The following is a 6,048-nucleotide window of genomic DNA, read 5'->3' on the forward strand; positions in this document are numbered from 1 at the left end:
CATCGGCCGCGGCGACCGGATCGGTATCCGGATGCCGTCGGGCAGCTTCGCGCTCTACGAGGCGATCCTGGCCACCCTGGCCACCGGCGCGGCCTACGTTCCCGTCGACGCCGACGATCCCGACGAACGCGCGGAGTTGGTGTTCCGCGAGGCGAACGTCGCCGCGATCGTCACCGAAGCCGGCATGGCCCGCGGCCCAGGCTCCTCGCGGGGCTGGCGAGCCGGCGCGCCGCTGCCACGCGACGACGCCTGGATCATCTTCACGTCTGGCTCGACCGGCACACCCAAAGGCGTCGCCGTCACGCATCGCAGCGCTGCCGCGTTCGTCGACGCCGAGGCGCAGATATTCCTGCGCGACAATCCCATCGGCCCCGGCGACCGGGTGCTGGCCGGGCTGTCGGTGGCATTCGACGCCTCGTGCGAAGAGATGTGGCTGGCCTGGCGGCACGGCGCCTGCCTGGTTCCCGCGCCACGATCGCTGGTGCGCAGCGGGATGGACCTCGGACCGTGGCTGGTCAGCCGCGACGTCACGGTGGTCTCGACGGTGCCCACCCTGGCCGCGCTCTGGCCCGCCGAGGCGCTGGAAGCCGTGCGGCTGTTGATCTTCGGGGGCGAGGCATGCCCGCCGGAGCTGGCGGCGCGGCTGGGCCCAAGTATCCAAGACGGCCGGGAGGTGTGGAACACCTACGGCCCCACCGAGGCCACCGTCGTCGCATGCGCCGCCCAGCTCAGCGGCGAGGGGCCGGTGCGCATCGGGCTGCCGCTGCCGGGCTGGGACCTGGCTGTCGTCGACGGCGACGGCCTGCCGGTGGCCGAAGGCGAGACCGGCGAGTTGGTGATCGGCGGTGTCGGGCTGGCGCGCTACCTCGACGACGCCAAGGACGCCGAGAAGTACGCCCCGATGCCGACGCTGGGCTGGCGGCGGGCCTACCGCAGCGGTGACCTGGTACGACTGGAGCGCGAGGGCCTGATCTTCTGCGGCCGCGCCGACGACCAGGTGAAGGTCAGCGGCCGTCGCATCGAACTGGGTGAGGTGGACTCGGCGTTGGTGCACCTGCCGGGCGTCAGCGGCGGGGCCGCAGCGGTTCGGCGGACGGCGGCGGGCACCCCGGTGCTGGTGGGCTACATTGCCAGTGCCGACCCCGACTTCGACATGGCCACGGCGCGCGCCCGTCTGGCCAAGCAGCTGCCGGCGGCGCTGGTGCCGCGCCTGGTGCGGGTCGACACGCTGCCCACCCGTACCTCTGGCAAGGTCGACCGCGACGCGTTGCCCTGGCCGCCGCCGGGCGGCGATGCCGAGATGCCGTCCGACCTCGCCGGCACGGCGAGCTGGCTGGCCGGGTTGTGGCGGGATCTGCTCGGCGCCGCCGTCGACGGCCCCGAAGCCGACTTCTTCGCACTCGGCGGCGGTTCGCTCGCCGCGGCGCAGCTGGTGGCCTCGCTGCGGGACCGGTATCCACAGGTCACCGTCGCCGACCTCTACGACCATCCGCGGCTGGGTTCGCTGGCCGGCTTCCTCGACGAGCTGAAAAAACCGCCGGACGTCGCCGAGCGGGTGGTACGCCCGACACCGCGACTGGCCCAGCTCGCGCAGATCGGTCTGTCGGTGCCGTTGGCCTCCCTGGCCGCGCTGCAGTGGGTGACGTGGTTGGCGCTGGGCAACAATGTCGCCCGCGCGCTGCGTCTGGTGCCGTGGACGGTCGCGGTGAACTGGTGGCTGGTCGCGGCGGGGTTCGTCGCATTCGTCACGCCGCTGGGCCGGATGGGCATCGCCGTTGTCGCCGCACGGCTGCTGCTGCCGAATGTGCGGCCGGGCAGCTATCCCCGCGGCGGGTGGCTGCACCTGCGGGTCTGGCTGGCCGAGCGGCTGGTCGCGGCCAGTGGGGCCGAGAACCTGGCCGGGGCGCCGTGGCTGATCTATTACGCCCGGGCACTGGGCGCGCAGATCGGCAAGGGCGTCGACCTGCACTCGGTCCCGCCGGTCACCGGCCTGCTGACAATTGGGCATCGCAGCGCGGTCGAACCCGAAGTGGACCTGTGCGGGCACTGGATCGACGGCGACACCTTCCACGTCGGTGCGATCACGATCGGCAACGATGCCACGATCGGCGTCCGCACCACTTTGATGCCCGGCGCCGTCATCGGCAAGAACGCTGACGTCGCACCCGGCTCGGGCGTGGTCGGCAAGGTCAAGAGCCGCCAGTATTGGAAGGGCTCACCCGCGGTGAAATCCGGTCGGGTCAAACACCCATGGCCCGACGAACGGCCGGCGCGGCGCTCCCAGTGGGTCGCGGTCTACGCGCTGACATCGGTGCTGCTGGCCGCGATGCCGCTGACCGCGCTGGCGGCGGGGCTGGCCGTGATCGGCCGCGGCGTTCGGCACACCCACCGGCTGTCGGAGGCTGTCCTGCCCGCCGTGTATTGGGCACCGGTCGCGACGCTGGCTGCGCTGGCCGCGTATGCGGCGATGACGGTCGTGGCGGTGCGACTGCTGTCGATCGGGCTGCGGGAGGGCTACCACCCGGTGCGCAGCCGCAGTGGGTGGCAATTGTGGGCGACCGAACGACTGATGGATGGTGCCCGCGATTACCTGTTCCCGGTTTACGCCAGCTTGGCGACGCCGACCTGGCTGCGGGTGCTCGGGGCGAAGGTCGGTCGCGACACCGAAATTTCCACGGTGCTGCTGACCCCGAAGTTCACCGTGATCGAAGACGGCGCGTTCCTCGCCGACGACACCATGGTCGCCTCCTACGAGCTTGGCGGCGGCTGGATTTACGCGGCTACGACGACGGTCGGCAGGCGGGCGTTTCTGGGCAACTCGGGCATCACCCAACCGGGCCGTCGGGTGCCCGAGGATGGACTGATCGCGGTGCTGTCCGCGGCTCCTCCCAAGGCCAAGCGTGGTTCGTCCTGGCTGGGCAGCCCGCCCATCCGGCTGCGCCGGCGCCCCACTGAGGCCGACACGACCCGCACCTACGAGCCGCCGTGGCGGCTGAGGGCGATGCGGTCCGCGGTTGAGGTGTTCCGGGTGGTCCCGGTCATGGTGACGGGCGCGATCGGATTGGCGGTGCTGGGTGCGCTGCAGGCGCTGGCGCGGGTCTTCGGAATCTGGGCGGCGGGGCTCGGCGGCGGGCTGGTATTGCTGACTGCGGGCCTGCTGGCGGCGGGCGTCGCGGTCGCCGCGAAATGGCTTCTCGTCGGCCGGAGTCGGGCCGGCGAATGTCCGTTGTGGTCGTCGTTCGTGTGGCGCAATGAACTCGCGGACACATTTGTGGAGACCGTCGCTGCGCCGTGGTTCGCCCGGGCAGCCGTTGGCACACCGGCGATGAACATCTGGCTGCGGGCGCTCGGCGCCAAGGTCGGGCGAGGCGTGTGGTGTGAAACCTACTGGCTGCCAGAGGCCGACCTCGTCACGCTGGGCCCTGGTAGCACCGTCAACCGCGGCTGCGTTGTGCAGACGCACCTGTTCCACGACAGAATCATGCGGATGGACGAAGTCGTCTTCGAGCAGGGTGCGACGCTGGGGCCGCACGGCGTCGCCCTGCCGTCGGCCCGACTCGGCGCAGGCGTGACGGTCGGACCCGCCTCGCTGGTGGTCCGCGGCGATTCGGTACCGAAATCCACGCGCTGGCAAGGTAATCCCATCAGGCCGTGGATTGCGGCCCGGGAGAAATCCGGCAAGAAGGCCTCCGCGTGAAGCGTGCCGCCAAGCAGCCAGCGCCCCGCCAGGCTTCCCCAGTCATCGATCCATACCTGCCCAAGAGCGGCAACCTGGGCTATCGCGTCTCGCACTATGCGTTGGAACTGGAGTACAAGGTCGCCGTCAATCGACTGTCGGGAACCGCGACGATCACCGCCGAGTCGCTGACCGAGTTGGCGGAGTTCACCCTCGACTTCTCCGAGGCGCTGACGGTGTCGAAGGTGGTGGTGAACGGAAAGCGTTGCGTCCACTTCGATTGTCGGGAAAAGAAGCTCCGCATTCGACTGGCGTCGCCACTGATGTCCGGCGCGCCGATGACGATCGTGGTGCACTACCACGGTGCACCGCGCCCACTGCGATCGTTGTGGGGCGCGGTCGGGTTCGAGGAACTGACCGACGGCGCGCTGGTCGCCGGGCAGCCGAACGGCGCCGCCTCCTGGTTTCCCTGCGACGACCATCCCAGCGTGAAAGCCGCCTACCGAATTCAGGTCAGCGTCGACAATCCTTATCGCGTGATCGCCAACGGCCGCTTGGTGTCTCGACGCACGCGCGCGGCGCAGACCGTGTGGACCTACGAGCAGCCCGAACCGACCTCGACCTACCTGATCACCCTGCAGATCGGGATGTATGAGCTGATACGGCTGGGCACATCACCGGTGCCGATGCGGGCCGCGCTGCCCGAGCGGCTACGCCGCGACTTCTACCAGGACTTCGCACGGCAGCCCGAAATGATGGAGCTGTTCGTCGAACTTTTTGGGCCGTATCCGCTGGCAAACGGCTACACCGTCGTGGTGACCGACGATGACCTGGAGATACCCCTTGAAGCTCAAGGGGTATCGATTTTCGGGGCGAATCATTGCGATGGCACACGGGCCAGCGAGCGCCTGATCGCCCACGAACTGGCACACCAGTGGTTCGGCAATTCGGTGACCGTGCGACAGTGGCGCGACATCTGGCTGCACGAAGGCTTCGCCTGCTATGCGGAGTGGTTGTGGTCCGAGCACAGTGGCGGGCCCAGCGCCGACCACTGGGCGCACCACTATCACGAGAAGCTGCGCAGAGCGCCGCAGGATTTGCTGCTCACCGATCCGGGGCCACGCGGCATGTTCGACGATCGCGTCTACAAGCGTGGCGCGCTCACCCTGCATGCGCTACGCAAACAGCTCAGCGATGAGAAGTTCTTTGCGCTGCTCAAAGATTGGACGACCAGCTACCGCCATGATAGCGCCGTTACCGATGATTTCACCGGTATGGCCGAGCGCCATTGCACCGAATCGTTGGCGGAGTTGTGGAACCGCTGGCTGTATTCGCGCGCGGTGCCGTAGTGGTCTCGCTCGTAAGTTCCTCGGGGTGCCTGTGCGCACCGAGAACGACGTTTTGGCGGCAAAGTTCGAGTGCAGGCCTGCCACAACGTCGATCTCGACGCGGCGAAGGCAACTCCCGACCCCCGACGAAGTTACGACCCAGACCACTTAGCACTCTGTGCCGTCAACGCCGGTTCGGTGGCAAGCTCGGGCGCCAGTGGTCGGCGCGTCTGCCGTAACCGGGTCAGCAGGTCGGCCAGGGCCGCGCCCACAACACCGACGGAGCCGGCAACCAACATCGGCCAGATGCCATGCGCCAGCAGCAGGAACCCGAAAGTCGCGGCCACCGCGAGCAGCGCGCACCGGACCCGGGTCCAGTGCGCCGGGCCGTCCAGCCGGGTGGAAGCCAGCATGCCCAGTAACAGCGCGACGATGTGTCCGATGTCGGTGAAGTCTGCGCCCAACGCCGCCGAGGCGAGGCCGACCGGCACCCAGAAGCCGATCCAGGCCGGACGCCACCGGCGGGGAATCGCCGAGGTCAGCGCACCCAGAACCGCGACCGCGCCGTAGCTCACCCCGACGTCGCTTGCGCGCGATACCGACAGCGGGAGCCAGTGGAACTCGATCGCGGCGGTCAGGCCGGCGGCGACCAGCAGCGTGGCACCGATGTGGCCGGTGATGAACACCATCGCCAACCGCCCGCCGCGCCAGATCAGCTCGGCCAGGGCCAACAAACAGACCAAGCAGGGCAGCCAGAAGTACATCGGGCCGGCATCGGTGACAAACGCGCTGTCCAGCAGGGTGGCGAGATGACCGTGGGCCAGGTTGTGCAGGTTGGTGCTGGCCTGCGCGACGACGTGCGCGCGCGCCCGCGGGCCCAGCTCGACGAGCGCGGCGCTGACACCCATCAGCGCCACGGCATAGCCGAGCGTGATCCGCACCCGCGAAAGCCGCCACAACACCTGCACCATCATCGTTCTCTACTATGCCTGCGGGCCGTCTCCGTCCGGGTTGTCAAGACCTGATAAGTCGCTAACAGTGTCC

3 protein-coding genes are annotated in these 6,048 nt (G+C 69.1%); 2 read left to right on the plus strand and 1 reads right to left on the minus strand.

Annotated elements, in window-relative coordinates:
- A partial coding sequence (locus tag AC2VOU_RS09805; RefSeq protein ID WP_486957198.1) for a Pls/PosA family non-ribosomal peptide synthetase occupies nt 1-3,697 on the plus strand: 3,697 nt, incomplete at its 5' end.
- Entirely contained in the window at nt 3,694-5,025 is a 1,332-nt protein-coding gene (locus AC2VOU_RS09810; RefSeq protein WP_486957199.1) for a M1 family metallopeptidase, read from the plus strand. The genes AC2VOU_RS09805 and AC2VOU_RS09810, both read left to right, overlap by 4 nt.
- A gap of 131 nt (nt 5,026-5,156) precedes the next feature.
- Here the strand turns inward: AC2VOU_RS09810 and AC2VOU_RS09815 are convergent, their stop codons facing one another.
- On the minus strand, nt 5,157-5,978 hold the full coding sequence (locus tag AC2VOU_RS09815; protein WP_486957200.1) for a rhomboid-like protein: 822 nt from the start codon (nt 5,976-5,978) through the stop codon (nt 5,157-5,159).
- Between the last annotated feature and the right edge of the window lie 70 nt (nt 5,979-6,048).

Source organism: Mycobacterium sp. TH-M25 (genome assembly GCF_057473665.1).

Bases quoted from the DNA above. Each gene is read 5' to 3' on its own strand.
- AC2VOU_RS09815 (WP_486957200.1), bottom strand. From the start codon at position 5,978: ATGATGGTGCAGGTGTTGTGGCGGCTTTCGCGGGTGCGGATCACGCTC.